The sequence below is a fragment of the Achromobacter sp. JCM 18799 genome (genome assembly GCF_055395645.1).
Genome location: NZ_AP043866.1, coordinates 2,824,111 through 2,847,090 on the forward strand (window position 1 = coordinate 2,824,111; position 22,980 = coordinate 2,847,090).

The 22,980-nt window shown below is 55.8% G+C and carries 22 protein-coding genes, 3 pseudogenes and 1 other annotated feature; of the genes and pseudogenes, 5 read left to right on the top strand and 20 right to left on the bottom strand.

The genetic code is table 11. The features are described 5' to 3' along the window. Positions 1 to 18: 18 nt before the first annotated feature. From ACZ5YA_RS13235 to ACZ5YA_RS13255, 5 genes and pseudogenes are all read right to left on the bottom strand, one after another. Positions 19 to 1,491, bottom strand: a complete 1,473-nt coding sequence (locus ACZ5YA_RS13235; RefSeq protein ID WP_123787008.1) for an aldehyde dehydrogenase family protein — start codon at positions 1,489 to 1,491, stop codon at positions 19 to 21. A gap of 24 nt (positions 1,492 to 1,515) precedes the next feature. Further along, entirely contained in the window at positions 1,516 to 2,481 is a 966-nt protein-coding gene (locus ACZ5YA_RS13240) for a dihydrodipicolinate synthase family protein (protein WP_123787007.1), read from the bottom strand. 157 nt (positions 2,482 to 2,638) lie between these two features. Then, positions 2,639 to 3,449: pseudogene (locus tag ACZ5YA_RS13245) on the bottom strand (IS5 family transposase). A gap of 24 nt (positions 3,450 to 3,473) precedes the next feature. Continuing rightward, positions 3,474 to 3,791, bottom strand: coding sequence for a tripartite tricarboxylate transporter substrate-binding protein (locus tag ACZ5YA_RS13250; RefSeq protein ID WP_123787006.1), 318 nt, complete (start codon positions 3,789 to 3,791; stop codon positions 3,474 to 3,476). Then, the gene (locus tag ACZ5YA_RS13255; protein ID WP_343498436.1) at positions 3,703 to 4,290 is read right to left on the bottom strand and encodes a tripartite tricarboxylate transporter substrate-binding protein; all 588 of its coding nucleotides are present in this window, start codon (positions 4,288 to 4,290) and stop codon (positions 3,703 to 3,705) included. Before ACZ5YA_RS13255 ends, ACZ5YA_RS13250 begins: the two co-directional genes overlap by 89 nt. 325 nt (positions 4,291 to 4,615) lie before the next feature. Here ACZ5YA_RS13255 and ACZ5YA_RS13260 point away from each other — a divergent pair, with 325 nt between their 5' ends. Next, entirely contained in the window at positions 4,616 to 5,191 is a 576-nt protein-coding gene (locus tag ACZ5YA_RS13260) for a MarR family winged helix-turn-helix transcriptional regulator (RefSeq protein WP_123787004.1), read from the top strand. 475 nt (positions 5,192 to 5,666) lie between these two features. Here ACZ5YA_RS13260 and ACZ5YA_RS13265 read toward each other — a convergent pair whose 3' ends face one another. Both ACZ5YA_RS13265 and ACZ5YA_RS13270 read right to left on the bottom strand, forming a co-directional pair. Beyond that, positions 5,667 to 6,374 carry a helix-turn-helix transcriptional regulator gene (locus tag ACZ5YA_RS13265; protein ID WP_123787003.1) on the bottom strand — a complete coding sequence of 236 codons (708 nt, stop codon included), beginning with the start codon at positions 6,372 to 6,374 and terminating at the stop codon, positions 5,667 to 5,669. 268 nt (positions 6,375 to 6,642) lie between these two features. Continuing rightward, positions 6,643 to 7,005, bottom strand: coding sequence for a nuclear transport factor 2 family protein (locus tag ACZ5YA_RS13270; protein ID WP_123787002.1), 363 nt, complete (start codon positions 7,003 to 7,005; stop codon positions 6,643 to 6,645). Between the two features lie 434 nt (positions 7,006 to 7,439). Between ACZ5YA_RS13270 and ACZ5YA_RS13275 the strand changes: the two genes are divergently transcribed. Both ACZ5YA_RS13275 and ACZ5YA_RS13280 read left to right on the top strand, forming a co-directional pair. Then, a protein-coding gene (locus ACZ5YA_RS13275) for an IS3 family transposase (RefSeq protein ID WP_123786977.1) occupies positions 7,440 to 8,689 on the top strand; the annotation gives its coding sequence in 2 pieces (ribosomal slippage) (positions 7,440 to 7,734 and positions 7,734 to 8,689; 1,251 coding nt in all). Further along, positions 7,733 to 7,849 (top strand) — a sequence feature (AL1L pseudoknot). (Overlaps the previous gene by 117 nt.) 46 nt (positions 8,690 to 8,735) lie before the next feature. Then, a complete protein-coding gene (locus ACZ5YA_RS13280) occupies positions 8,736 to 9,260 on the top strand; it encodes a LysR substrate-binding domain-containing protein (RefSeq protein ID WP_464092661.1) in 525 nt (174 codons plus the stop codon). Between the two features lie 4 nt (positions 9,261 to 9,264). Here the strand turns inward: ACZ5YA_RS13280 and ACZ5YA_RS13285 are convergent, their stop codons facing one another. The 8 genes from ACZ5YA_RS13285 to ACZ5YA_RS13320 form a co-directional block, all read right to left on the bottom strand. After that, positions 9,265 to 10,251, bottom strand: a complete 987-nt coding sequence (locus tag ACZ5YA_RS13285) for a Bug family tripartite tricarboxylate transporter substrate binding protein (protein ID WP_123786991.1) — start codon at positions 10,249 to 10,251, stop codon at positions 9,265 to 9,267. Between the two features lie 57 nt (positions 10,252 to 10,308). Beyond that, positions 10,309 to 11,874, bottom strand: a complete 1,566-nt coding sequence (locus ACZ5YA_RS13290) for a class I adenylate-forming enzyme family protein (RefSeq protein WP_123786990.1) — start codon at positions 11,872 to 11,874, stop codon at positions 10,309 to 10,311. Then, on the bottom strand, positions 11,871 to 12,332 hold the full coding sequence (locus tag ACZ5YA_RS13295) for a MaoC/PaaZ C-terminal domain-containing protein (protein WP_123786989.1): 462 nt from the start codon (positions 12,330 to 12,332) through the stop codon (positions 11,871 to 11,873). The genes ACZ5YA_RS13290 and ACZ5YA_RS13295 overlap by 4 nt, the downstream gene beginning before the upstream one ends. Next, positions 12,329 to 13,027: a dienelactone hydrolase family protein gene (locus ACZ5YA_RS13300; protein WP_123786988.1), complete on the bottom strand. Its 699-nt coding sequence runs from the start codon at positions 13,025 to 13,027 to the stop codon at positions 12,329 to 12,331. Before ACZ5YA_RS13300 ends, ACZ5YA_RS13295 begins: the two co-directional genes overlap by 4 nt. A gap of 18 nt (positions 13,028 to 13,045) precedes the next feature. After that, entirely contained in the window at positions 13,046 to 14,167 is a 1,122-nt protein-coding gene (locus ACZ5YA_RS13305; RefSeq protein WP_252978696.1) for an acyl-CoA dehydrogenase family protein, read from the bottom strand. A gap of 268 nt (positions 14,168 to 14,435) precedes the next feature. Further along, complete coding sequence (locus ACZ5YA_RS13310; RefSeq protein WP_123786986.1) at positions 14,436 to 15,605, bottom strand: acyl-CoA dehydrogenase family protein; 1,170 nt, start codon at positions 15,603 to 15,605, stop codon at positions 14,436 to 14,438. A 39-nt stretch (positions 15,606 to 15,644) separates the two neighbouring features. Then, positions 15,645 to 16,811, bottom strand: a complete 1,167-nt coding sequence (locus tag ACZ5YA_RS13315) for a CaiB/BaiF CoA transferase family protein (RefSeq protein ID WP_123786985.1) — start codon at positions 16,809 to 16,811, stop codon at positions 15,645 to 15,647. Then, positions 16,808 to 17,602, bottom strand: a complete 795-nt coding sequence (locus ACZ5YA_RS13320) for a citryl-CoA lyase (protein WP_123786984.1) — start codon at positions 17,600 to 17,602, stop codon at positions 16,808 to 16,810. The genes ACZ5YA_RS13315 and ACZ5YA_RS13320 overlap by 4 nt, the downstream gene beginning before the upstream one ends. Positions 17,603 to 17,882: 280 nt before the next feature. Between ACZ5YA_RS13320 and ACZ5YA_RS13325 the strand changes: the two are divergent. Together ACZ5YA_RS13325 and ACZ5YA_RS13330 are read left to right on the top strand one after the other, a co-directional pair. After that, positions 17,883 to 18,996: pseudogene (locus ACZ5YA_RS13325) on the top strand (IS3 family transposase). A gap of 255 nt (positions 18,997 to 19,251) precedes the next feature. Next, positions 19,252 to 19,911 carry an SOS response-associated peptidase gene (locus ACZ5YA_RS13330; RefSeq protein WP_123786983.1) on the top strand — a complete coding sequence of 220 codons (660 nt, stop codon included), beginning with the start codon at positions 19,252 to 19,254 and terminating at the stop codon, positions 19,909 to 19,911. Between the two features lie 143 nt (positions 19,912 to 20,054). Here the strand turns inward: ACZ5YA_RS13330 and ACZ5YA_RS13335 are convergent, their stop codons facing one another. From ACZ5YA_RS13335 to ACZ5YA_RS13355, 5 genes and pseudogenes are all read right to left on the bottom strand, one after another. Next, entirely contained in the window at positions 20,055 to 20,306 is a 252-nt protein-coding gene (locus ACZ5YA_RS13335; RefSeq protein WP_123786982.1) for a hypothetical protein, read from the bottom strand. 36 nt (positions 20,307 to 20,342) lie between these two features. Continuing rightward, a complete protein-coding gene (locus tag ACZ5YA_RS13340) occupies positions 20,343 to 20,603 on the bottom strand; it encodes a type II toxin-antitoxin system HicB family antitoxin (RefSeq protein WP_123786981.1) in 261 nt (86 codons plus the stop codon). Positions 20,604 to 20,699: 96 nt separating this feature from the next. After that, positions 20,700 to 21,023: a helix-turn-helix domain-containing protein gene (locus ACZ5YA_RS13345; protein ID WP_252978695.1), complete on the bottom strand. Its 324-nt coding sequence runs from the start codon at positions 21,021 to 21,023 to the stop codon at positions 20,700 to 20,702. 6 nt (positions 21,024 to 21,029) lie between these two features. After that, entirely contained in the window at positions 21,030 to 21,737 is a 708-nt protein-coding gene (locus ACZ5YA_RS13350) for a hypothetical protein (RefSeq protein ID WP_464092662.1), read from the bottom strand. Between the two features lie 68 nt (positions 21,738 to 21,805). Then, positions 21,806 to 22,581, bottom strand: a pseudogene (locus ACZ5YA_RS13355) (IS3 family transposase); the annotation flags it as partial. Positions 22,582 to 22,980: the final 399 nt, after the last annotated feature.

A 22,980-nucleotide genomic window follows, 5' to 3' on the forward strand; every position in this document is an offset into this window, starting at 1 on the left:
TACCAAGTATGTTCCTGATTATCGGAACTTGATATTGATGTTTTTTGTGTACGTGAATTCAGCAATTTCTGCGAACGACTCTTCCCTACCGATACCTGAGTGTTTGATGCCGCCAAATGGAGCACCGAGGAAATGCTGGCTGGAATTGTTGATCCAAACGTAACCGGTCTGGATCCTTCTCGCGGCGCGGTGAGCTTTATCTAGATCAGTGGTCCAGATAGAACCAGTGAGTCCAAAGTCGACATTGTTCACGGCTTCGAAAAGTTCATCCTCATCTCGCCACTTCAAAACAGACAGGATGGGTCCGAACACTTCCTCGTTGGCAATCCTCATCCCCGGTGTGACATCAGCCAAGATTGTCGGCTCAAAAAAGAAGCCTTCTTTTAAGTCTGGTGAGCCTGGCCGCTTTCCACCGCTGACAAGTCGAGCCCCTTCATCCAGAGCTGATGCAAGGAAGCCCTCGACCTTCGTTAACTGTTCTTTGCTTACCAAGGCACCCATAGTTGTAGCGGGGTCGGTCGGAATACCTGGTACGTGACGGTGGGGAACAAGATCAACAACTCGCGCGAGGATCTCATCGTGTATTGACTCGTGCAAGAAAAGCCGGCTGGTCGAGCCGCAACTTTGCCCGGCCCAAGTAAAATTCATGCCGCCAATAATTCCCTCGACGAGAGCCTCTTTGTTCGCATCGGGATAAGCAATCAACGCGTTCTTTCCTCCCAGCTCGAGAAGGATCGGTTTCAGGTCGTCAGCTGCTGATCTAGCTACCGCCATTCCAGCGCCGACGCTTCCAACGAGCGTTACCTTACGAACTAGCTTATGTTTGCTCAGCGCTTCGCCACAAGTCCGATTTCCGCAAAGAAAGTTGACCACTCCAGGCGGAAATATGTCTCCGACAAGCTCGGCCAGCTTCAGAATTGAAAGCGGAGCCTGATCAGGAGCCTTGATGACTACGGTGTTACCTGCGATGAGCGGCGCAGCCATCTTGACCGCCGCGAACATAAAGGGATGGTTGTACGCCACAATCCGGGCAACGACGCCAAGCGGCTCACGAACCGTAAAGTTCAAGTTCCCGGAACCCATTGGGATGGTTTCGCCCTTGTTTTCGGTTGCCAGTCCTGCGAAGTACTCAAGCAACTCCGCCGCAGATTCTGCGTCACGCGCCAGCGCTGAAACCGGATTGCCATTGTTCAGCGAGTCGAGTTGCGCCAATGGCATAGCGTGCGCCCGAATGACCTGAGCCGCCTTGCAAAGATATTTTGCCCGCTCGGTGGGAAGTGTGTCTGCCCAAGCTGGAAACGCCGCGTGTGCTGCACGAACCGCAGCGTCCACATCTTCGGCATCTGACAAGGGCGTCGCGCAAATCGGCGTGTTGTACGCCGGATTTATCGTGTCAACAAACACGCCGTTCTTAGGCGGATGCCATTGGCCACCATAAAACAGCTCAAGTCTTTTTGGAAGGACGCCGTCAGGGATTTCGTGATTTTTCATCGGAAAGTCATCTGCTTAAAGTGCTCACACGTTTTGATATTCTTTTTGCAACTTTGCCCAGCGAGCGCCGCACTCCAACGCACCGGCCCGGTAGTTTTCTGGAAGGTCGAGGTACGGCGGACGGCAAGGACCGGGTTTGATGAGTCCAGCTGCTTCGAAGCGTAAGTGAGCAATTGGAATGCTGTAGTCCATGAATGCAGTCAAATCCCCGCCCGCAAACATGGCCGACTCGGCCCACTGGCACTGTTCGCTGATTTTTGCGGCTTCGGTCCAGTTCTGTGCTTTGATGGCACGCGACAAAGCATTGAGGGGCGCCGGGGCACACGCAACTGCGCCTGACCAGCCAGCCTTGATATTTTCTGGGTTTACTTGGGCGGCTCTGAGCCAGTCCCCACCAAGGGGCAGCAAGCGGCAGTTCTCACCTACCGTTCTGGCATCATTGTCCAACGCGGCACCACCAATATGCTTGGCTGCAATAACCTCAGGAAGAGCAGCAAGCTCTCGATAAGCACCTTCGCTGATTTTTCCCTTGAATGCCACCGGATTGTCGTAAACGACAAGCGGTATGCCAGGCAACGCTTGCGCCACGTCCTTGTAAAAGCGTACGAGCAGCTTGTCGTCTAGGGCGAGCCACATTGGCCGTCCTACAAATAGTCCATCCGCGCCTGCATCAATAAGCTCCGCACCCCTGGAGATAGTGTCTCGCGTATTTAGCGTGGTTATTCCAGCAAACACCAGTCTCCTTTTGGCAACGGTATCGACCACGCATCCAACGAAGTCCCGCACTTCGTTGGCAGTCAAGGAAGCGCATTCGCCAAACGTTCCAGTCGTCATAATTATGTCAGTACCGGCTGAGACGACTATCTCCGTCATCCTGGCAGACTCGTCCAGGTCTACCGTGTTCTGGCTGCTCCAATGTCCGGCGTCTGGCGTTGCCGGCGTTGGCAAGATTCCTACTAGGCCCACGATGTCTTGGGGAGTGATCTTCATAATTGTCCTTTCAGAATGGAAGAATGTTGCGTTCACTAAATTCTTAAGACTCAGCGGAGAATCCAACTGTTTTAACAATCTTTCCCCATCGGACTTGCTCAGTCGAGACAAAGTCTTGCAGAGACGCTGCACTTCCCCAAACCGGCTCTAGAGCGTGTTATGAACTTGCTCCCGCAGCCAGCAACACTGCGGCTTTGGGCAGCATGAGGATGGTAAAGATCACGAAATGCAATCCAGCCAACACTTCAGGCATGCGCTCGAAATCCCGGCTCAACCTTCTGAATCGGGACATCCAGCCAAAACTGCGCTCGACTACCCAGCGTTTGGGCAGCAGCACAAAGCCCTTTTTCGCCTCGGGCAGCTTGACGATCTGCAGATCGATACCAGTCGCCTCGGCGGCTTGCCGAGCGTCAGCGCCCGTGTAGCCTTGGTCCGCCCAGGCAATGCTGACCGATTCGCCCGTGGCGCGCTGCACGGCTTCGCACAACTCCTTGACCTGTGCGCGCTCCTGTTCATCGGCCGGCGTCACTGTCATCGCGATCAGATGCCCCAGCGTATCGACGGCCATATGTACCTTGCTACCCCGACGCCGCTTGTAGCCATCGTAGCCGGCGCGCGGGCCGCTCTCGCAGCTGCTCTGCAGCGTGCGCCCGTCCAGGATTACCGCGCTGGGCTGGCCCGGGCGCGCACCACCAACACGGATAATCGAGCGCATGTCATTGACCATGGCCTCGAAGCAACCCGAGTCGTTCCAGCGCCGGAACTGCTGATACACCCTGCCAGGGCGGGAAATCATTCGGCAGCAACCGCCACGGCGCACCGGCACGGGCCAGCCATCGCAGGGCATTGAACGCTTCGCGCAAGCTATAGCGGCGCTGCGGGGCGTCCTCGTCCATCAATGTCAGATAGGGCGCCACGAAGTGCCATTCCTCTTCGCTGACATCGCTCGGATAGGGTTTTCTGTTCACGGCTTCAAGAAACCTTCAATTCGATCAACGCAGTAAGTTCATAACACGCTCTAAGGCGTTATCTTCGAGGGTCCGGCGCACGTCGCTTCGAGCAACTGCGGACTGGATAAGTTTAGAAAGTAATTCAGCCTTTTGAGGAGATGTTCCCGCGGGGAGATAAACTCCGAACTTGTCTCGGGACTCGATTCCCGGAAAACCCTGTTCGATAAAGGTTGGAGTTTCAGGGAAGAACCGGCTTCGGGTGGGTCCTGAACTAGCCAACAAACGACACTTGCCAGCTTTTACGAAAGGCACGAAGTCGGTCAACGTTGCACAAGCTGCTGGAATTTGCCAGCTCAACATGGCTAAGACGGCTGGGGGTTGGGCCTTTGTAGCCCACGTGTTGCATGTCTATTCCAGCCTCACGCCCTGCCATAACACCAATAAAGTGAGTGGTGGCGCCAACAGCGGGCGAGCCAAAACTTGTCCGTTTAGGATCTTTCTTTACCCAGGCGAAGAACGCCTGAAGACTTGTTATGTCGCTCGGTACCTCTGGGCCTACTGCTAAGGCAAGATCCATCTCCGCGACAGAGCAAACACTCAGAAAATCGGTGTTGGGGTCGTAAGGCAGTCCCTTGTATGTATTTGGATACAGATACATTGACGGCAGTGGTGTCAACAGAAATGTCCCTCCGTCTGAGGGGGCATTCTTGACTAGTGTCGAAGCTATCTGCACGGCAGCACCAGGACGATTTTCGACTACGACGGTTTTCGCGTACTCACCCGACAAAACCTCGCTGAGCTTGCGACAAATAATGTCCATTACGCTGCCCGGCGGGCCGGCCGTCACGAATTTCGCCATCCCAAGTTCGGACGTCGCCGATGTGGATGTTCGGGCACCAAGCAGCGCTACGCTAGCGCTACTCAGGATGAAAGACCTTCTCGAAAGTACCTTAGCCGTTGCCATCTCTGACTCCGTTTCTTGTCGTTATAGCGGGCCGAACGGGTCCTCAAGTAAGCGATCTACAGCTGGAACCCAGCGCACTTTTCGAAGACTATATGAATCCTAAGTGTTTAGCAAGGACCCTTAGGGATTGTCCGAACGAGTGGCTTCCGAGGCAATTGACGGTTGATGTCGAGCTTTGATCTGTTAGGATGACGTACAAGAATTTGGGGGGGTCCACACAGTGGAAGGCTTCGATTTGCCGGTGCGGTCAGCTGACGGCGTACACGCACTAGACGACGAACTCGAATCGTCAATTGGCTTCGCGATCGCCGAGGTATCACGAGTAGCACGGCGTGCGCTGTATGTTCGTATAGCTGAATATGGGGTTCGAGGCGGCAGTTGGTACCTGCTCCGCGTCTTATGGAAAGCTGATGGCCTGTCTCAGCGCGAAATAGCCAATAAATTAGGGCTTACCGAGCCCTCGGTACAAGAGATGCTGAAGGCGATGGAAAAGGACGGTCTCGTCAGTCGAGAGAGAGATCTGAGTGACCGGCGAAAAATTCGTGTGTATTTAACGGACCACGCTAGAGCTCTTCAGAAACCTCTACTTGAGCTGTCCAAGGAACTTAACGCAATTATCCTTAGCGGTTTAACGCTAGAAGAACAGTCAAATTTTACGAACTATCTGCTACGAATTTCTTGCCGATTGACTGAGCATATGGAACGAGTTTCACCCAGCACCATTAGCTCCGTGTCATTAGATCTAAGGGCCGAGGTGGCGGGTGCAAACGGGAAAAAAGAGCAAAAACAGATCTGAGTTGCTCGACTTTGAACTTAATTGTTCAATTTTTGAAGACCCGACACGTGTCATTATAAGTTTTGTCGCTGCTTTCTGGGCAACCGAAAGCCGCTAACACGTTGCGTAGCGAACGTTATATGGGGTACGTCGCTTCTCAGCGATTAGTTTCTATTCTTGGAAGACTGTTCTTCGGAACCAATTCACCAATCTATGCGACACCGCGAGCTCAGCCTCAGGCAGTATAGGTTGCCAAGCGAATACAGGCTTATTTGAGCTCTGCACAGGTACGCTACTGACGCAAAGGCACTATTAACATGGAGCACGACCTGTATGACAGTCCAGCCAGCGGTATAATGAACAGGCTATGCGTTCAACGTCGGAAGTTAAACAGACAGCAAATCGGTAGCTGATCTCCCCCTGAAGTTGCGATAATGTCAATGTCCGCGCTATGTGCCGCCAAAAGAAGTAGGCGCTGCCGTCCACTCCTCCGACGTCAGCTTCTGCGCTCAGATGCCAACCGACGCCGATGATCTTCTTCCGCGCGCCACTCCTTCACTAGCTGATGGCGGCTTCGCGTGTAGCGGTCAGTCAAGACCGCAGCGTCGATAGTTCGATCGACTCTGAATAACCGAAAGTTATTCCTCAACTCGCACCAACCGGCAATATACCTTTGGCCTTCAACGAAACCAAGCGTTATCGGCCAGACGACTCGGTTTGAAACCGATTCGCCCTCGTCTTTATACGACATCTGAATCTTTCGTTGCTCACGCATAGCCTTGCGGACATCGCCCAGATCGAAAGTATGTGTATCTGAGAGGGCACGGCCAATATACAACGCATTATCGTTCAGCGTTCTTTGCACTTCAGGGGAGAGCACCGAGACAATTTTGGCAAGAGCGTTCTGCGCGGCGCGGCCCAGTGCTACATCAGTCTGGCGGGTTACCCATTGCGCCCCCGCGGTAAGTGCCTGCAATTCTTCTTCGTTCAGAGACAACGGCGGAAGTAGAAAACCTGGTCGCAGCACATAACCAAATCCCGGCGCACCGTCAATGTCTGCGCCCATCGCCTGAAGAGTGCAGATGTCACGGCGAATCGTTCGCAGTGATACGCCGGCTTCGCGCCCCAATACCTCGCCCGACACCGGTCCGCGATGATTGCGAAGTATTTGCAGGAGATGGAATAGGCGTTGGCTACGTGACACAGTTCATCCTATTGGTCGGTCTACGTCTTATTAACGCTCGACTAGAGCCCGACACGTTCTATTGCGGGTGAGCTCGTCCTGTCGAACCACGTGACCCTCACAAATCTGAATGGATTGGATGTATTGCGTACTTGGTCACTATGCGAAGTAACCCGTCCGACCCTATGCAGTCACATCGCCTTGTGGAGTAACGTAGCAATCCCACTCGCATGGCCACTACGCTTCAAAAATATGCTTTCCACGAGGCAAGTGACCTAGCGGGTTAAGGTCACTGCGCAGCGAACACGCTCTTATCGAACACGGCCTTTAACCCAGTGATCTTCCCATTTTCCACCGTGAAATGCTTTGCCGATAGTATATTTTCGAGAGGCTGGGTATGGGTGTAATACATTAGCAATGCCGTCTTGGTGTCGCCGAACGCTGAAATCAACGTTGCGCCTTTCAGCATCTTTGCAAAGCCAGATTCACCCTTGTGAAGCGCATCGCCTCCTTTCGTGGTACCGAAGGGCGATTCATTCACTACGTCGTCTGCGACCACTTTCATGGCGGTGGCGTGATCGCCGTTTCGCCAAGCATCATAGTAGGCCATCGCGATTTCCAGTGCCGGGCTGGCGTCGTTTATGGTGGTCATGTACGTCTTCCTCAGTGTTGGTGAAGGTTTGAGTGTAGGGCCGCGGTGTGACAGATCTTGGCACCATAGCTACGCAGTTGGTTTTTGGCATGCGAGGAGCCGTTGGTCCGACGGTCTTGTTATCGCAGGGTTATCGAGGCCTTGGCAATTGGTGGCTGCGCACAGCCCAAACGATGACTGATTGCCAGAAGCTGCGTGTACGTGACTCATACAACAAGCTGCGGTCCAAGAGGATTTCCAGGCGCACCCTGCTGTCGTCCAATGCACCATTGCGACGGAGCATGGTAGGACGAGCACCTCCGCTAAGCGAGCGCTAAGCTTAGGAGACGCTGCTTTACGATTCGACTTCGTTTGGCACTCGCAGTTGCTGTAGGTCTGCTTTTGCGGTGAGATGAATCGCCCCGGGTTTTGCGGAGGCTCCTACTCTTGAGAGAATGCGAGCCATGAGCAAAAACAACGCGAACAAGTTTTCCCCTGAAGTGCGCGAGCGCGCGGTGCGCTTGGTGCAGGAGTCGCGCAGCGAGTACCCGTCGCTGTGGGTGGCGGTCGAGTCCATCGCGCCCAAGATCGGCTGCTCGGCGCAGACGCTGCTGACCTGGGTCAAGCGCCACGAAGTCGACAGCGGACAGCGCGAAGGCGTCACCACCAGCGAGCGAGAACGCATCAAGGAGTTGGAGCGGGAGAACCGAGAGCTGCGCCGCGCCAACGACATCCTGCGCACCGCCAGCGCTTTTTTCGCGCAGGCGGAGCTCGACCGCAAACTGAAGTCGTAAACACCTACATCGACCGGCACCGGGAGGTTTACGGGGTCGAGCCGATCTGCAAGGTGTTGCAGGTTGCCTCGTCGGCCTATCGGCGCCATGCCGCGCGGCTGCGCGATCCGGCGCGGCGCAGCGACCGTGCGCGGCGTGACGAACAGCTCATGCCGCACGTCCAGCGAGTCTGGCAAGAGAACCATCGCGTCTACGGCGCCGACAAGGTCTGGCGGCAGTTGAATCGCGAAGGCGTGATGGTGGCCCGTTGTACGGTCGAACGACTGATGCGCGCTCAGGGCCTGCAAGGCGTGCGGCGCGGCAAGCGGCAGCGAACGACCATCACTGATGATGCGGCCAGCCATCCAATGGATCGGGTCAACCGGCAGTTCCGGGCCGAGCGGCCGAACCAGTTATGGGTCTCGGACTTTACTTACGTCTCGACCTGGCAGGGCTGGCTGTACGTGGCTTTCGTCATCGACGTCTACGCCCGGCGCATTGTCGGCTGGCGCGTGAGCAAATCCATGACGACGGACTTCGTGCTTGATGCGCTGGAGCAGGCCCTATACGCCCGCCAGCCTGGCAACGATGGTTCTCTGACCCATCACTCCGATAGGGGATCGCAGTACGTTAGCATCCGCTATAGCGAACGCCTGGCCGAAGCGGGCATCGAGCCGTCCGTGGGCAGCCGTGGTGACAGTTACGACAACGCCCTGGCCGAGACCATTAACGGCTTGTACAAGGCTGAACTGATTCACCGCCGCGCACCCTGGAAAACCAGGGAATCTGTCGAGCTGGCAACGCTGGAATGGGTCGCCTGGTTCAACCATAAGCGCCTGCACTCATCCATCGGCTATATCCCGCCGGCCGAGGCTGAGGCAAACTACTACAACCTACTCGGCACATCCGCCGGTGAGGCTGTTTTACTTTAACCAAACAGCCTCCGCGAAAACCGGGGCGATTCAGGCAGTTGGCAACTTGCCTCTGCTGCATGGCGCCTTCTACCAGCAACGGTTGTTTGAGGACGATTACGTGTGCCTGATCCGCAATGGCCATCCATTGCTCAAAGGCAAGCTTGAGCTTGAGGACTATCTAGAAGCACAGCACCTTACGGTGATCAACAGTGTTGGCGACGCGATGGTTTCACGTGAACTTGCTCTTCGTGGCCTGGTCCGCAATACTACGCTGGAGGTGCCGAACTTCCTGACAGTCTCCAACATCGTTAAAAACAGTGACCTTCTTGCCACTGCCCCGTCGCTTGTCGTACGTGTACAGTCTCCTGATGATGCCATTTGCGTACGCGAACTGGCATTTTCAATCCCGCGCGCAAATGTCCGACAATTCTGGCACCTGCGCTACCATAATGACCCGGCTCATCAATGGTTGCGCGCACAACTTGCCAGGCTTCACCACGGCATGAATGAGGCAACTGGCACAGACATGAACTCAGTAGAAGAGCCGTCGCTTTTGACGCCCTCCTCTCTCTTAGCCGACTCGGGTTGATTCATTAGAAATCCAACTTTACCCCAGCGTCCTTGATACGCTGCTCGTATTCGCGACGATCCTCCTCCAGGAAGGCGGCGAACTCTGCAGGTCCTTGATTGATCAGTTCAAGCCCTACGCCCTCGACGAACTGCTTTTGAAAATCCGGCTGCACAATAATTTCAGAAACGTCATGGGCGATTTTGTCGATTACAGCCTTAGGCGTACCAGAGGGCGCAGCGAAACCGAACCAGGCGATCGACTTGAAATTGGGATATCCATTCTCCGCGAATGTCGGGACGTCTGGAAATAGAGATCGACGCTCGAGCGATGAGATGGCTAGCGCCCGCAGCTTGCCACTCTTGATATGCTCTATTACTGGCGAGACCCCGGTAAGCGCAAAGTCGATCTGCTCGCCTAATAGCGCGACCACTACGTCTGATACACCCTTGTAAGGCACATGGTGAAACTGCACTCCCGCCAGTTTGCCGAATGCATCAGTATCCAGGTGTGCTTTGCTGCCTATCCCGTAGCTCCCATAGTCCAGCGAGCCAGGGTTTTCTCGCGCTGCTTGCAGCAGATCACCTAAGGTTCGGTATGGCGAATCCGCGTTGGTGACAAGAATTTGTTCCGTCTTGACAAGGTTGATGACGGGGACAAAGTTCTCTACCGGGTCATACGGCAGTTTACGATATAGATACTGGTTGGACGACAGAGTAGGATCGTTGGCCATCAGCAAGGTGTAACCGTCAGGCGTCGCCTGAGCAACGAAGTCCGCGCCAATGATAGTGTTCGCGCCGGGCTTGTTCTCAACGATGACAGGTTGGTTCCATTTGCGATTCAATTGCTCGGCCACTCCGCGTGCCAACACGTCAGTCAGGCCCCCTGCGGAAAACGGCACGACGATGCGCACTGGTTTTTCGGGATAGCTTTGCGCTTGAGCTTGTACCTGCATGCCGGCGCAAGACAGCATCAACAATGCGGCCCAGCGAATGAATGGGTGCTTTTTCATGGTCTTATCCTAAACCTCGGCTGTGTTAGTCGCCATGGTCAATGTCACGGGTTGTTGCTAAGAAACCTGTCGGTCCCTGTCCGCCCAATAAGGCAGACGCAAGGCGACCTTGTCTATTTTGTTAGTGCTGGGGACCCTGGTCAGCCTGTCCATGAACCGTACGTACCGTGGTTTCTTGTAACTGGCGATAAGCGACCGGCAATGCTCTATAAGTTCTTCCTCTGACACGCTGCCGCCATCGCGCAAAGCCACGAAGGCGATTACAGACTCACCCCACTTGGCATCCGGCACGCCCACAACAGCGGCTTCCAGAACGGCTGGATGTTGCAACAAAGCCTCTTCTACTTCCCTTGAATAAATGTTCTCGCCGCCGGAGACGATCATGTCTTTCTTGCGATCGACAATGAACAAGAAACCTTCATGATCAAAAAATCCGATATCACCGGTACGCAGCCAACCATCTACCAGCGCAGCCTGAGTCGCGGCTTCATTTCTCCAGTACCCTTGCATCAGGGAGGCGGATCGCAGCCAAAGTTCACCTGGCTCGTCGACGTCACATTGAGAACCATCTTCACGCAGGATGCGCATCTCAGTGCCTAAATACGGCTGACCAGCGGAAGCCAGGCGTCTTGTCTCTGCGGGCTCGCCCTCCAATACGTGCTGATGCTTCAGAAGCACCGAACCCAAACCGTTTTCTGTCATGCCATAAATCTGCATGAAAATCGGCCCAAACCGTGCACGCGCCCTCTTCGACAATGCCACTGACATGGGAGCGGAGGCATAGCACACAGTGTGCAGGCTTGAGAGATCGAAGCTGTCCCGCTCCAACTCCTCTAGCATCATCTGAATCATGGTGGGAGCCAGATGGGCGGACGTCACTCTTTTTTCTTCTATGCTCTGCAGTACCTTCTGAGCGTCGAACTCCCGATGCAGTACGATAGATGCACCGACGCACAGGTAGGTCAGCATTTCGGTAGGGCCGCCGATATGATAGAACGGCATGACGATCAACATGCGGTCGATAGGCGTGGCGGAGTGCGCCAATGCCTGTACGCGAGCTTGCTCGAGTTGGGCTTCGTTGCCAAGCAAGGCGCCCTTCGGTTTGCCGGTAGTGCCGCTGGTGTAAATCAACAAGAACGTATCATCAGGGTCGGCTCGTTGCATCGGAGGGCCGTCCTTGCCCTCGATTAGCAAGGTTTCGTAGTCTAACGCCCAGTCGGGTACAGAACCATCTCCTCTTATCTGAACGTAAGTTACCTGATCAGACAGGTGTGGCCGCAGCGCGGTTATCCGATCGGCAAAATGTGCTTCGTAGAACAGCACAGCAGGGTCTGCATCCTGCAGGATGCCGACCTGTTCAGGCTCGGCCAAACGGTAGTTCAGCCCCATCGCAATATATCCGCCCAGGCCGGCCGCACCTAATACTTCGACGAATTCAGGATTGTTGCGTGACAATACCGCAATACGCGCCTGGCGGGCAGTTCCGCGAGCCACCAGAGCATTTACCAGAAGCGTGATACGCCGGGCCAATTGTGAGTGCGTGAGCGTTTCACCCTCAAAATGTATTGCCGGATGGCGCCCGAAACAACGTGCATTGCGTTCGAAAATATCACCGAGAATCATGATGTGATTGTCTCGCGGTTAACTAGTAGAAGGGAAATCCCTGTATGGGCGACAGAGCCATCTGCTTTGATGAGCTGAATACGTCGCTCAAGTACGCCTCGAAGCGGATTTGAAGTGACCCGCTTGTTGGTTATTTCAACATCGGCATACAGGGTATCTCCGACAACCACTGGCAGTTGGTATCGCCAGTCACGCACGCCAAGATCAGCCAGCACGCGGTCCCCCAAGTACGGCAGGTCCGCGGCCAGCCCTGTAGCTATCAGCAGACAATAACTGCCGTGCAATATCCGCTGTCCCGACGGGGCTGTGCGCGCGAACTCGGCGTCTGCATGAATGGGATGCCAGCCCCCGCTCAGCATGCAGGAAAAACTAAGGTCGGTTTCGTTCAGCGTGCGGCCCCCGCTCCGACCGCGAACACCGACCTGGATTTCATCGAAGTGCAGCGGCACTGGATTCATGCGGGCACACCTCCCAGCGCCTGACGCAGGAATGCCTCTGTGCGTTCGTGTGCAATGCGGACATCCTGCTTGCTACCACGCGTATAGAAACCGTGGTCAGCATCTTCGTATACGTAGACAGCTACGGAAGGAAGTGTCCCCAGGCGTTCTTGTATCGTCTGCAACGCTTCCGGCGTCAAAAAAGCATCTTTTTTCCCGTAGTGAAGAATAACGGGGCATTTCGGCACCCCCGCTGATTCGATGCTTTTGTCGATACCGATGCCATAATACGAAACGGCGGCATCCACCCTGGATTGGACCGAACTCAGATATGCGAGGTGGCCTCCCATGCATAGTCCCGCAACAGCGACTTTGCCGTTGAAATCGGGTAATGCGCGGATGTGCTCTACAGTGGCTGCCACATCGGAGACCCCATCGGACAAGTCGTATTTTTCCAAAAGCGACATTGCACGTTTGATATCCTCTTTGGAATGGCTCAATTCCATACCCGGCTCGAAACGCCAGAAGAGATCCGGAGCGTAAACGAGGTAACCATCTGCCGCATAGTCATCCGCCACCTTGCGGATGACTTGAGTCACGCCAAAAATTTCCTGTAGCAGTACGATCGCATGGCCGTTCGGGCTTATGGGCTTTGCCACGTACACGCCGAATTGCTCACCATTTCTAGCGGCGACAGAATCATTCAGGAAGCTCATATGCTCTCCTATCAAGAGTTACGTGGAATATCTACCGGTGAGAATCTCGCGCGCAATAGCGGAGCGATGGATTTCGGTCGTACCGTATCCCACGCTCATACCACGCACATCTCGAAAGTGGCGTTCGTATGGGTATTCTTCTGAAAGCCCATAGGCTCCCGCAAGCTGCATGGCTTCATTCGTTACCCGCAATGCCATGGAGTTCACAAAAGTTTTAGTAATTGATGTGTCTACGATGCTGGGAACACCCGCATCGACTCGCTGCGCCGCTCGATATAGAAGTGCGCGAGCAGCCTCGATATCAATCGCCATGTCGGCCAGCTTCCATTGCAGCCCCTGCTGATCAGCCAATGGTCGCCCAAACTGCTTGCGGTCGTGCAGATGTTGCGTAATCTGCGTAAAGGCTGCTTCAGCTACTCCCAGGCAAATGGGGGGGTTACCTGAGATTCGATCTGCGTCCAACACTTTGAATAGCTCACGCATGCGACCGGCGGGAAGAAATACGTTTTCTGCCGGGATGCGACAATTGTTGAACACCAACTCGGCCATACCGGTGCCTCGTAAACCGAGCAGATCAAGATGCTTGCCCACCGAGAATCCCGGCGTACCCCTTTCGACAAGCACGGCTCCCACGCCCTGCAAACCTGGATCGTCGTTAAAACGTACCAGCACTAGAAAGAGGTCAGACACTTGGGCACCCGTGCACCAGAGCTTTGACCCATTCACTACATATTGCTCTCCTTCGGCTACGGCGCGTGTCTTAACGTTGCCCACGTCTGAGCCAGCGTCCGGTTCGGACATACTCCAGGCCGCAAAGAGCTCACCTTTTGCAAGGCGGGGCAGATACCGACGCTTTTGATTGTCGGTGCCGAGTCGTGTGATAGCGCGGGTCGCTGCGCCATCGGTACACGAAAACAGCATGGCAGAATTGGCGCAGCCACGCGCAATCTCTTCGACTATCAGCACAAGTTCCATTAGGCCCAGCTCTGAACCGCCATACGCTTCGGGTATGGAGACACCGGTGTAGCCATGCTCAGCCAGCAGCTTGATATTTTCAACGGGCGGCTTGTAGTTACGGTCAGCAAGTGGGGCCTGAGGCGCGAATGATGCCTGCACGAGCTTACGCACCGTATCGCGCATCAGAATCTGTTCTGATGTAAGACCAAGGTCTCGCATATACTTCCCTCAAAGTTCAACTTCCAGAATTCGAAATCAGGATATTTACGATGATAGAAACGAAGTAAATGCTTGCCCAGATAGCGTCACACATAGCGGGTATGTCGGTGATGAATAGTGGCTGGCTATTTTTCAGTTCCAATGCGTCCGGGATTCGCCGACGCCAATTTTTGAGCGCGCCACAACACCTCTGGAATGCATGATCATGCACTCAGCAACCATGGCGCGCGGTCTATTTGACGCGATTGACAGATCCTTTGCCCGATAGCACTTCGCTGGCCAGAATGATGCGCTGCATCTCTGAGGAGCCTTCGGTGATCGTGCGACTGCGGGCGTCGCGAAACATGAGCTCCAATGGCAGCTCTCGCGACAGGCCGGTTCCCCCATGAATCTGGATGGATCTATCGACTACGCGCACTAGCATTTCATCTGCATAGAGCTTCACTGCCGATGCTTCGAAGTGGTAGGGCTTGCCTTCGTCCGCTTTGCATGCAGCGTGATACGTCATCAAGCGTGCAGCGTGCAGCTCTACTGTGGAGTCGGCGATCATCCACTGAATAGCTTGACGCTTGGCCAGGGGCTGGCCGAACGTCGTACGCGTAGTGGCGTAGTCAACGGCAAGTTGAAGAGCGCGCTCGGCCCGTCCGATGGCTTTAGGACCGTGCAACAAACGTCCCATATCCAGAAATTCACGCGCCAGCGACCATCCCGCGCCGACTGCACCGACGACCTGGTTTTCGCCAACCAGCACGTCATCCAGCAATAATTCCCATGGCTGGTCAGGAGACATCAGCTCGAAAGACTGGCCTAGCCGCAACCCTGGCGTTCCCTTGTCGATAAGAAAACACGAGATGCCACGCTCTTCGTCATCGATTATGGTGCGCGCGAACAGTTGCACGAAATCAGCCTTTTCAGCGCCTGTAATGAACACCTTTCGGCCATTGATTCGATACTGATTTCCCTCGCGTATCGCAGTCGTCTTCAATGCCGAGGGATCGGATCCCCCGTTAGCTTCCGTCAACGCGAAGCAAGTGCGCTTGTCGCCACGCACCACCGGCATCAGATACTTGTCGCGCTGCTCAGGACTGCCCTTGAATAAGACCGGCCCCAGGTAAGGGGTAAACGGCGATGGCGCGCGAAAGGACGGCACATTGCATCGAGCGAGCTCTTCGTAGACCAGGCATGCACCCAGCACACTCACACCGCCTCCTCCTACCTCCTCAGGAAGATCGAAGCCCCAGAATCCCAGCTCCTTTGCCTTGGCTTGGAGATCTGATCGAACTGAATCAGGGATATCTGGAGCATCCGAGTACAAGGACTCAAGCGGCAGCAAATACTCATCGACGAACCGGCGTGCGGAGTCCCGCAGCATTCGCAAGTCCTCGGGGATTTCGAAGTTCAATATTGTCTCCTTAAGGCTTTTGAACGTCTCATGCAAGACTCAGATGACACCATCTTTTCGCAACTGGCTGATTTCCTGTTCTGACATTCCAAGGCCACGCAAGACTTCAGCGTTATGCTCGCCGAGCTCTGGTGGCGGCAGAAAATCACTGCGATTGTCGCCGTCGTATCGAATGGGACGATGTGGCGCCCTGATGGAGCCGTAGCGGGGATGGTCGATCGAGTAGAACACGTTCAAGTGCTGTACTTGCGGATCGCCTTCGAGATCGGATAGTCGGTTTTCTGATGCGAAAGGTATGTCGTGGCCCGTGAGGCGATCAATCCAGTCCGCGCGATCGCGTCGGGCGAAGATCTCTGATAGAGCACGAGCAAGTTCATCGTATCGCGAGATACGGTCGGCCCGGGCAGGAAAGGCAGTTAGAAGGTCCGGCTCTTCTATAGCGGCCACGAGGTTACGCCAGAACTTGTCGGGTGACGAAAGATGCAACCCGATACGGCCACCATCCCGGCATGTCAAGACGTACGATTGAGAGACTGCAGCCCGCCCATATATGTCAGGATAATTTCCTGTGGCGAAAAAGGTTCCAAGCGGTTCGGTTGCGGTCGCTATCATGGCTTCCAGCATACTGACCTCGACCTTCCGGCCCATGCCGCTGCGCGACCGCTCCACTAGGGCTCCCAGAACCCCGACGCAGGCGTGCATTCCTGCCAAGGCATCGGAAACCGCCGGCCCTGCAACTCGCGCGTCACTTCCTTGATGAAACAATGACAGCCACCCGGAGGCCGACTGACCGACGTTGTCGTATGCAGCCCTGCTCGAGTAGGGGCCGCTGCTGCCGAAGCCGGTGATCGAACAGTATACGAGCGCAGGGTTGAGTTCATGCAGGCGGTGATAGTCGACGCCAAGTTTCTTCTCAACGCCCGGTCGAATGTTGATGAGAAGCACGTCCGCCTCCGCCACCAGACGATCGAATACGTCACGCCCCTGAGGCTGCGTGTAGTCTAGAGTGAGACTACGCTTGTTGCGGTTATGCGCCTGGAACTGTGGGCTGTAGTTGCCGTCCTTGAACGATCGAAAAGGATCGCCTTGTCCGGGTCGTTCTATCTTGATCACGTCGGCACCTAATTCTGCCAACATCATGGCGGCCAGGGGCGCAGTGATGAAATTGCCCATGTCCAGCACCCGGATTCCGTCCAGCACTTTCATGGTGCCGACTCCTCCTCATGCTGAGCGTTGTCATGTGCTTCCTCCTCGGTCCGCAACCAGACCTCCTTGGCGATAGGATTACCTTGCTCCTCTACCAGATGGCCCACTAATCCTACAGACCGCCCCATCACGGCAATGCCCCGTGCTGCCTTCCATGAGATACCCAGTTCGCAGCACAGGGCACCAATTGCGCCAGTGGCATTGACGGGCAGATCTTTTCCGAACTGCCGGGTGGCGGCATCGGCAATGCCTTTCATCAGCTTTACGTAACGGCCGCTGAATCCGTGCTCTTCTGCAACCTTAAACAAACGAGTGGCACGCGGATCCTGCGGTTTGTGCAAGTTATGTCCGATACCGGGAATAGACGTCTTTGCAGATCGATAGCGGGATACGATATCGTCGCTCATAACCTCAATACTCTGTTCCGGGTTATCCGCTAGCGTTTCATGCAACACTCGGGCCGCGCCCTCCGCAGTACCGGCAAAGGTCGTACCCATGCCGCATAATCCGGCAGCTACAGCCGATTGCAACGACTCAGGCGCGCCCAAGTACGTTAGGCGAGCGGCAATCGCCATCGGTGTCAGGCCATGTTCCACCAGAGTGACCAGGATGGCGTTGAACATGGTTGATTCCGCTTCGCTCGGAAGACGCCCGGTTATCTCTAGATACGCCATATCGCCCAGGTTCAGCTTGCCGATGATGTCGTCGCACAAGTCATATCCCCGGACAAGAATACGGTCGACCGAACTCCAACCCATCTCACTGCTGATTGGCATCGCTTTTCTCGTCATGTAATAACTCCGCATTAATTTGATTCCATTACGAAGATACGGTCCGGCCGAGTATGTGTCCAATAATGCACGGACATGGCTGTCATGTTTAAACTTGATGAGCGTTCGGGCTCGACTCCGAAATGGTGAACGACGATTATTTCTCGTTCTGCGGAATTTGGCTCGAAACCCTGTCGCTGCTCTGTACGATCATGATTCGCCGTTGACCTCACCCGAAGAAACTGGACAGTCCAGAACTGGAGAATTCCGGCGACACTAATGCCCAGGGAGGGCGTTCGCCATGAGAAAGTCCAAGTTCACCGAAGAGCAGATTGCGTTTGCGCTGCATCAGGCCGATACGAGAGTGTCGGTCGAGGAGGTTTGCCGCAAGGTCGGCGTCTCGCAGGCCATGTTCTACGCGTGGAAAAAGAATTACACCGGCGTCGGGGTCAGTGAGTCGCGACGGGGCCAACTCGAGAACGAGAACCAGAAGCTCAAGCAGCTGGTCGCCGATCTGTCACTGGACAAAGTCATGCTGCAGGATGTGCTGAAAAAAGCGCTAAGGCCGACGCATCGCAAGCAGCTCGTCGTCAATCTGATCAGACGCTACCGCGTGAGTGTGAACCGGGCCTGCCAGGTCTGTCAGCAGAGCCGGGCCGGTTAGTACCAGAAGCTCAAACCCAAATCGCTTGATGCATCGTTCAAGGCACGTATGCACGAGATCGCCAGGACCCGTGTGCGACACGGCTTCTGGCGCATTTACGTGCTGATTCGTCGCGACGGCTGGCACGTCAATCACAAACGCATTTACCGCCTGTACAAGGAGAATGGCTTAAATCTGCGCAGCAAACGGCCCCATCGTGGCAAAGCAGCAGCCCATCGCCTGGAGCGCCCCACGTTGACTACGCCTGACCAGAGCTGGAGCATGGACTTCGTCTCGGATGCCTTGTTCAATCGGCAGTGATTCCGGGCTTTGACCGCCGTGGACAGCTTCACCCGTGAATGTCTCGCCACTGAAGCGGAGCAGTCTCTGACGGGTCAGGATGTCGTGCAGGCATTGATGCGCATGGCGGCCGAGCGCAGCACTCTGCCGCGTCGCATTCGGGCCAAAAACAGCCCGGAATTTGTTTGCCTGTCGCCCGATAAATGGGCTACGACAACGGCGTGACGTTGGATGACTCTCACCCGGGCAAGCCCATGGACAACGCTTTCATAGAGTCCTTCAACCCCAGTATACGTGATGAATGTCTGAGCAAGACCTGATTCATGTCGCTGGCAGACGCTCGCCCAAGCTCGATAGCTGGAGGCATGATTACCATTATTTCTGGCCCCGCTCGGCGCTGGTCGATACCCCGCCAGCGCTATTTGCCAGGCAGTTTGCAGTTCCCCCAACTCCGTCGGATTCTCTAGCTTGAACTTGTCCAGTTCGCGGGAGGAGGTCAAGCAGAACAGGAGGCCTTGTCTCTCGCAAAAGGGCAAGACAGTCGCAGTTGCGACTTGCAGGTCGAACCTGCATATAAATACAGTATAGCTAGAAGGGTTATTCGGGCAATAGCTGAACGCGTTATCCCCCAAATCCGTGCAAACCCTTGTGGGTAACCCGCGGCAAGGCAGTATCCATGGGGCTTTCTCGGCATTGCCTATTTCTTGAGCAAGAGGAGGTGGGTCTGATGTGCAGCCATTACCAACCCGTTACCGACGCCGATCGATTCTGCCGGACGTTCGCCGTGCAGCTTCCCTTGGGTGGCAGATCGGGCGACATGTGGCCCAAGTACGAAGGAGTCTTCGTGCGCAGACCGCCAGAGCTCGAGTCAGGCGACGAGGCAGTGCCAGAAAGAGAAGCTGCCACGGGGCGCTGGGGCCTGGTGCCATCGCGAACCCGAGCCATCAACGAGAAGCTGTCCACCTTCAACGCCCGCAGCGAGACGGCAGCCAAGTCCTTTACCTTCGGCGGCGCCTGGCACCAGCGCCAGCAATGCATCGTGCCGGCCGCCTGCGTGTATGAGCCGGACTGGAGCAGTGGCAAGGCGGTGGCCACGCAGATCCTTCATAAGGACGGCGAGCCGTTGGCCGTGGCCGGCCTGTGGGACCGCTGGCGTGGCCCGGGCGGGCAGCTGCTGGAGTCCTTCACGATGCTGACGATGAATGCTCAGAAGCATGAGCTTTTCAGCCAGTTCCATCGTCCTGGACAGGAGAAGCGGATGGTGGTGTTGCTGCCGGCTGGCGCATTGGATGAATGGCTGCACGCAAAGCCGGAGCAGTATCGGGATTTCTTCCAGCCCTATCCGGCGGATCGACTGGTGGCGCGCGTGCCTCAAAAAGAGGGGTAAGGCCGGGCCGGCAGGGCGAAACCGGCCGGCCGACGATATGTGATGCAATTAACCATCAGCATGAGCGTGATGGATTCTAGGCTTTGCTCGAAGTATTGCCGAGACTCGAGGCGCGTCAGCCAGCCTTCTAACACACAGCTGGGTCACGGCACCACGGCGGCAGACTGTTCTCCCACAGGCCGGCTCGATTGGCGCTTGCCCGGTCTGAGCACGAAGGAGTCGTTTCCCTTCGCCAGGTCAGCCAGCTTCTCACGTGTCAGGCCCATTTCAGTCATGCGGGCATGCGCTCTCGTGAGTAAATGGACCATATGGAGGCGTGCGGCCTCAGACCGGTTGGGATCTCCGGCGCCCTGTTCCAACTCGCGCAGCACCTGATAAAAGTCTGTGTATCTCATGCGGTTATTCCTCGGTAGACATTGGCTAGTTGCATCTCATTCATTGAGGGCGGCCACGTTGATATCGACGAGCATCCAGCGTCCACCCTGAAAGCGGTCATCACCAGCCCAATCGTCAGGTGTCGTGGGCACAGGGATCGGCAGGTTTTCTCCCTCGAAATGCAGCTCGACAGCCTCCTGCACCTGGCGAGGCAACTCTTGCAGATCGTCGGCGGCGGTGAAGCATCCTGGGAAATCGGGCAATGTGATGCCGTAGGCGCTGCCCGGATCCTTATGAACGTATGCAGGATAGAACACGGTTTCCTCCACGAAGGGAACACTCAGATAGTGCGTAAGGCGGCCGCGCGCGGCAAGACATCCTCCTGGCCCATCCGGCAGCGGCTCAGCGGGCGCCTACACCAGCTCCGCTACGCCACTGGCCTGCGCCTGGTCAGGCTTCGGGGACGCGGTAAACGTCCAGATGCGGCCAAAACCCGCCGTCTCGCAGAGCACTGCCCAGTGCGAGTAAGGGATTTTGGATTCCCCGCTTTTCCAGCGACGGATCACACGACTATCGGACACGCCTACCAGGTCCGCAGCTTGAGCGCTCGACAGGCCAGCGATCTGGAGAACGGTGCGCACTTCGGCGGGCGTGGGCTGCACCCAGCCACGCGCATAGGCCTGCAGGCACTCAAAACGAATGCTGGTCTCGACGTTGTAACCAACGGGCGTTTCCATGGATTCCTACCTCATTTCGTCATCAAGGATGAGCAGCGATTGCAAGCGAAAAGATAGGGCAAATTGTCCGCTTTTCGTATCCGCCACACCGCCTAATGCCCGCGTTACCACGGAATACGGCCTATTCCTTTGCAGACTGGGGTTGTGTGGTTGGGTTGAAGTGGCGTGATCGTTAATTGCATCTTCTTCCTCCCCCCCGCGCCGCTGCATATCTTTGCGGAGTGCCAATCTCCTGAAGCAAGGACAAGGGGGGGCGATTTCACGACAGTACAGGGACAGATCCTCTATCACAGGCTCGGGCCCGCCCCCCCTGCCTAAAGAGCTCTCGCCAGCATCAGCATCCTTGTTTACCTGCTTCTGCGACCTGGACAGTCTTGCGGCGACTGAAGCCTTTGAACGAACTGCCCTGACATTCTTGGCCCGGCGTATGTCCTGCTCGATGGCTCCAATGTCCTGAGTGGGAGAGGCAAGTTCGCCTAGTTCCTTCGACTTGCCGATCATCCATAGCGCGGCCGCATACACGCCCATGCCCACCGACGGATCGCCCTTTTCAAGACGGGCAAGCGTGGGAATAGACACCCCCAGACGCTGCGCCCATTCCCGCTGGGACTGCATCCTGCGCACCCTGGCCACAACCAGGTCTGCCCCCAAACGCTCAAGAGCGGCAAGGGCTGGGGCAGGCAAAAACTGAAGTGACGGTGAACTCTTGGGCATACATATACTTTATCGAAAAGGCATCACAAACAAACTATATGTTGTATTTGACGAGACAGCCCTGCGGTGCCCATTGACCAACCCACGATCTGCCGCGAGAACAGATCCAATACGGCGGCAAGATAGAGCCAGCCTTCGTGTGTTCGGATGTAGGTGATGTCCGTCACCCAGACCTGGTTGGGGGCATCGACCCGGAATTGGCGTTGTAGATGATTCGGGGCAACAACGCTGGGACGAGTACCCCGGCCTCCTGGGCGACGACCGTATCCGCTGTGCGAACGCAAGCCAGCCTGACGCATCAAACGGGCCACGCGGTGCTTGCCACACAGCTCTCCCATATCGTTCAGGTCACTGCTGATCTTACGGTAGCCGTAGATCCGGCCACTGTCTTCCCAGCATTGCTCTATGAGCGCGCTGACGCGCTTATCCTGTACCCCACGCGCACTCACAGGCTGCACCTTCCAGGCGTAATAGCCGCTGGGATGCACCCCCAAAACTGCGCATAGGCGACGCACAGCGTGTTGCTCTTCATGGGCCTTGATAAACGCGTACTTCACCCGGACTGCTTGGCAAAGTACGCGGCGGCCTTTTTTAGGATGTCGCGCTCCTCGCTCACCCGCTTAAGCTCAGCCTTAAGCCGACGGACCTCTGCGCTCTGGCCATCTTGCTGCGCACGCTGTTCAGGGCTACCCGAATACCGCTTGAGCCACGCATACAGGCTGTGCGTGCTCACGCCCAATCGTGTCGCTACGTCGCCGACCTTGTGCCCCCGCTCGGTGACTTGCTTTACAGCCTGCACCTTGAACTCTTCTGAGAATCGCTGCCGCGATGCCTTGCCTTCCATACACACCTCCATATCGCCTCAATTGTGAGGCAACTGGGTGTCTAGGAAATCCGGGGCGATTCATATTGCAGGCGGAGAAATTACAAAACAAGCGCGGAATTGGATAGGCGGAAAGCTTGACGCATCCAAGCGCAGTCAAATTTTATTCATGGACCGCGAAGACATCCTGAGTCTGTACGTTGTGAGCAGCCTCCCGCTTCCTAACGGAGCAACACAAGATGAACCGAACTCGAAATTCGACGATGAGTTGCCATTTTGAAGCCTAGTCGCCTTTGAATATCAAGCTTAATTGAGTGGTCGAACAGGCGCAACTGGCCATGGCCGGTGTTGCTACCCGCGGCTAGCGCTCCCTCGTCGAGCCAGCCTTTTTTTGCTTTCTAGGCGGTACATTCATCCTGC

Excerpts from the sequence above, each read along its gene's own strand:
- ACZ5YA_RS13255 (WP_343498436.1), bottom strand. The coding sequence starts at position 4,290 with ATGGCGAAATTCGTGACGGCCGGCCCGCCGGGCAGCGTAATGGACATT.
- ACZ5YA_RS13305 (WP_252978696.1), bottom strand. The coding sequence starts at position 14,167 with ATGCGCGATACGGTGCGTAAGCTCGTGCAGGCATCATTCGCGCCTCAG.
- ACZ5YA_RS13290 (WP_123786990.1), bottom strand. The coding sequence starts at position 11,874 with ATGATTCTCGGTGATATTTTCGAACGCAATGCACGTTGTTTCGGGCGC.
- ACZ5YA_RS13315 (WP_123786985.1), bottom strand. The coding sequence starts at position 16,811 with ATGAAAGTGCTGGACGGAATCCGGGTGCTGGACATGGGCAATTTCATC.
- ACZ5YA_RS13235 (WP_123787008.1), bottom strand. The coding sequence starts at position 1,491 with ATGAAAAATCACGAAATCCCTGACGGCGTCCTTCCAAAAAGACTTGAG.
- ACZ5YA_RS13250 (WP_123787006.1), bottom strand. The coding sequence starts at position 3,791 with ATGTTGAGCTGGCAAATTCCAGCAGCTTGTGCAACGTTGACCGACTTC.
- ACZ5YA_RS13350 (WP_464092662.1), bottom strand. The coding sequence starts at position 21,737 with ATGCCCAAGAGTTCACCGTCACTTCAGTTTTTGCCTGCCCCAGCCCTT.
- ACZ5YA_RS13240 (WP_123787007.1), bottom strand. The coding sequence starts at position 2,481 with ATGAAGATCACTCCCCAAGACATCGTGGGCCTAGTAGGAATCTTGCCA.
- ACZ5YA_RS13335 (WP_123786982.1), bottom strand. The coding sequence starts at position 20,306 with ATGAGATACACAGACTTTTATCAGGTGCTGCGCGAGTTGGAACAGGGC.
- ACZ5YA_RS13295 (WP_123786989.1), bottom strand. The coding sequence starts at position 12,332 with ATGAATCCAGTGCCGCTGCACTTCGATGAAATCCAGGTCGGTGTTCGC.
- ACZ5YA_RS13345 (WP_252978695.1), bottom strand. The coding sequence starts at position 21,023 with ATGGAAACGCCCGTTGGTTACAACGTCGAGACCAGCATTCGTTTTGAG.
- ACZ5YA_RS13330 (WP_123786983.1), top strand. The coding sequence starts at position 19,252 with ATGTGCAGCCATTACCAACCCGTTACCGACGCCGATCGATTCTGCCGG.
- ACZ5YA_RS13270 (WP_123787002.1), bottom strand. The coding sequence starts at position 7,005 with ATGACCACCATAAACGACGCCAGCCCGGCACTGGAAATCGCGATGGCC.
- ACZ5YA_RS13285 (WP_123786991.1), bottom strand. The coding sequence starts at position 10,251 with ATGAAAAAGCACCCATTCATTCGCTGGGCCGCATTGTTGATGCTGTCT.
- ACZ5YA_RS13300 (WP_123786988.1), bottom strand. The coding sequence starts at position 13,027 with ATGAGCTTCCTGAATGATTCTGTCGCCGCTAGAAATGGTGAGCAATTC.
- ACZ5YA_RS13320 (WP_123786984.1), bottom strand. The coding sequence starts at position 17,602 with ATGACGAGAAAAGCGATGCCAATCAGCAGTGAGATGGGTTGGAGTTCG.